Genomic DNA, 3,224 nt, shown 5'->3' with positions numbered 1-3,224 from the left:
CCCCGACAGCTTTTGCTGCCGGGGGTTTTTTATTGCCTGAAAAAAAGACTCAAGTTATTGCCTGAAATTCGAGCTTTATATGTGTTCTGTTTTGTCCTTTTGCCCTGCCTGTTGTTTATAATCCGGTGCTTGTTATGGTGCCTTGGTGCATCCTGTCTATTCATTGCCGTGGGGCCGCTTTATGAATCACAATCCGCTGTTACGCCTGCTGGCCGACGGACAAATTCATTCCGGAGAGAATCTGGCGTCCGCGCTTGGGGTCAGTCGGACCGCTGTCTGGAAGCAGATTGAGCGGCTCCAGGGTGATGGTGTCGCGATAAGGCGAATCCGGGGTAAGGGCTACGGGCTGGAAAAGCCTCTGGACTTGCTGGATGAGGCCGTACTACTTGGTGCAATTTCCCCCGGTGAAAAAGACGCTGTCGCGTTGAAGCTTCATGACGAGATCGATTCCACCAACAGTGATGTAATCAAGCGCTGGCAGGCCGGAGAGAAGGGCGTTCTGGTATCCGTAGCTGACAGTCAGTCAGGAGGGCGGGGGCGGCAGGGGCGAGTCTGGCAGAGCCCGCGTGGCGAAAATATCTATGTCAGCTTCGGCTTTTCCGTCGCCCGGGGCTTTACCGGGCTTGAAGGGCTGTCGCTGGTGACTGGTATCGCCGTGTGTCGGGCCCTGGAGGGGCTTGGTCTCTCGGGCCTGACCATGAAATGGCCCAATGACCTGCAGGTTAATGGTGAAAAGCTTGGCGGTATCCTGATTGAGCTTCAGGGCGAGTTGGAGGGTGCTGCCCGGGTGGTTATCGGAATTGGGTTGAATGTTCATATGACCCAGACGCCAGCCGTGGATCAGCCCTGGACCAGTCTCGCAAAAGCATTTCCGGATCAGCAGCATGTGCGTAGTCGCATTGTTGGTACCATGACTGAACATCTGATTCTGATCATCAGGCAGTTTGAGGTGTCAGGGTTTGAGCCTTTCCGGACCGAGTGGGAGAAGTACGATGCCTTGCGCGGAAAGCTGATACACGCTGTCAACGGTGCCTTTGAGGGGGTCGCAGACGGAATTGAGACTGACGGCAGTTATCGGGTCAGAACTGAAACCGGTATCGAGCGCGTGCATGCAGGAGAAATCAGCTTACGGGTCAGCTCATGAGGCTTTACCTGGACGGCGGCAATACCCGTATCAAATGGCAGCTGAGAGACGGTGGGCAGGTTACTGTTGAAGGTGGCGGGAATCTGGCAGGGACAGACCTGTTTGCTGATGCGGCTGATTACTCCGGCCAGATCGAGTCCGTCGCCGTATCAACCGTGCGCTCTGAGACTGATCAGCGCTACATTGAGCAGGCCTTGCAACGCCTCACTGATGCACCAGTGACTTTCTATTGGACCCGGGCGCAGTACCGCGACCTGGTATGTGGCTATCAGGATTTTGACCGTATGGGTGCTGATCGGTGGCATGCTATGGTCGCTGTGCGTGGGTTGACCCGGGAGCCGGTCGTGGTGATTGATGCCGGGAGTGCGATTACCGTCGACTGGATAGCGGCATCGGGGCAGCATGAGGGTGGTTACATTGTGCCTGGCCGGAGGCTGATGCTGGAGAGCCTTCGCCAGAACACTGCCCGGGTCCTGTTTGAGCCGGATTTCACGGTTGACGGACTGCGGCCAGGTCAGTCAACCCAGGAGTGCGTCAGTCATGGTGTCAACTGGGCGTTACAGGCCCTTGCCCGACAGCTGGCACTTGACCCCTCGATTCATGGGCGGAGAGTTTATCTTACCGGTGGCGACGGGCTGTCACTGACACCGGCATTTTGTGGTCGCGGGATTTTTATTCCGGACCTTGTGTTCGATGGCCTGGAGCGGGTTGCGTGCGGTCTCTGAAATGGTTGGCGGCAATATTGCTGGGTATTAACCTCGGATTCTGGTTGTTTCTGGTGACGACAGATGATTCCTCTACCGAATCGCAGGTTGAGGGGCGATTGCCGAGGGTGGCTTCACTTGAGTTGGTGGCCACTGAGCCCGAGCCCGAGCCCGAGCCCGAGCCCGAACCCGAATCCGAATCAGGGCCTGGGCATCAGTTGGAGCCGTCATCTGGTGATTCCGTTCAGTCAAGCTCTGACGGCAGAGAAGGCAGTGGGATACCTTCTGTAACTGCGCAAGTCGTGTTAATCAACGATGACCATGGCGGGGCGAACTCCTGTTTCTTGGTTGGCTGGTTCGATGACGAGTCTGTGGCCCGTGAGGCACTGGGTCATATCCGGGCCTCAGATCAGCCTTCCTTTATAGGTATTCATCAGCGCAACCTGGAACTTGATGCCTTTTACTGGGTCCTTGTGCCGCCTTACGAGAGCAGGCAAGTGGCTATCGCTGCCTCCCGCGAGCTCAGTGCCCGCGATATCGAATCCTATGTGATTCCGTCCGGGGAGCAGGAAAACGGTATATCGCTTGGTTTGTTCCGCTCCCGTGAGTCGGCTGAGCGGCTACTGGAAGACAGAACCGGACAAAATGTTGCGGCAACACTGGTAATGCTCCCCAGAAATCGTATAAGCTACGCCCTCGTTTTTGAGGGGCCTTCGGAAGCTATTGAATTACCGGAAGTTGCTCATGGTCTTGCTGAAGGTGGCCGGTTACAGCGTATTGAAATCAGTGATTGTGAAGGTGTTGCAACCGCTGAGAAAAATCCGTAGTATACCGCCCTCGCTGACATGGCGAATGTGAGCTGGCGTAGCTCAGTTGGTAGAGCAGCTGACTTGTAATCAGCAGGTCGGGGGTTCGATTCCGTCCGCCAGCTCCACTTAAGTTTTTTGGAGTGACTCACGTTGAGTTTTCTCTGGAGGGGTTCCCGAGTGGCCAAAGGGATCAGACTGTAAATCTGACGCGAAAGCTTCGCTGGTTCGAATCCAGCCCCCTCCACCACGCAATTTCCTTGGTTTTGAGGTGGCCTCACAAAATTGTGAATTTGCGGGTGTCGTATAGTGGCTATTACCTCAGCCTTCCAAGCTGATGACGCGGGTTCGATTCCCGCTGCCCGCTCCAAATTGGTTACTGTTTAATGCTCATGTAGCTCAGTCGGTAGAGCACATCCTTGGTAAGGATGAGGTCACCGGTTCAATTCCGGTCATGAGCTCCATTTTTGTCCGGTCAACGTTACGATTCTGGTTGATTAGGGAGATTGGTCGAATGTCTAAAGCAAAATTTGAGCGTAACAAGCCGCACGTCAACGTGGGCACCATTGG

General features: G+C 55.2%; 3 protein-coding genes and 4 tRNA genes. All 7 read left to right on the top strand.

Features of this window, described 5'->3' with window-relative positions; genetic code table 11:
• The first annotated feature begins 181 nt into the window (after positions 1–181).
• Positions 182–1,144: a biotin--[acetyl-CoA-carboxylase] ligase gene (locus AAC035_RS20030; protein ID WP_339806880.1), complete on the top strand. Its 963-nt coding sequence runs from the start codon at positions 182–184 to the stop codon at positions 1,142–1,144.
• Positions 1,141–1,869: a type III pantothenate kinase gene (locus tag AAC035_RS20025; protein ID WP_339806879.1), complete on the top strand. Its 729-nt coding sequence runs from the start codon at positions 1,141–1,143 to the stop codon at positions 1,867–1,869. The genes AAC035_RS20030 and AAC035_RS20025 overlap by 4 nt, the downstream gene beginning before the upstream one ends.
• Positions 1,870–2,150: 281 nt before the next feature.
• On the top strand, positions 2,151–2,675 hold the full coding sequence (locus AAC035_RS20020) for an SPOR domain-containing protein (protein ID WP_339806878.1): 525 nt from the start codon (positions 2,151–2,153) through the stop codon (positions 2,673–2,675).
• A 31-nt stretch (positions 2,676–2,706) separates the two neighbouring features.
• Positions 2,707–2,782, top strand: a tRNA-Thr gene (locus tag AAC035_RS20015).
• A gap of 38 nt (positions 2,783–2,820) precedes the next feature.
• Positions 2,821–2,904 (top strand) — tRNA-Tyr (locus AAC035_RS20010).
• Between the two features lie 45 nt (positions 2,905–2,949).
• Positions 2,950–3,024, top strand: a tRNA-Gly gene (locus AAC035_RS20005).
• Between the two features lie 18 nt (positions 3,025–3,042).
• Positions 3,043–3,118 (top strand) — tRNA-Thr (locus AAC035_RS20000).
• Positions 3,119–3,224: the final 106 nt, after the last annotated feature.

This window comes from uncultured Marinobacter sp. (assembly GCF_963974375.1).
Taxonomy (GTDB): domain Bacteria; phylum Pseudomonadota; class Gammaproteobacteria; order Pseudomonadales; family Oleiphilaceae; genus Marinobacter.
This window is presented reverse-complemented; position numbering and strand designations above follow the sequence as displayed.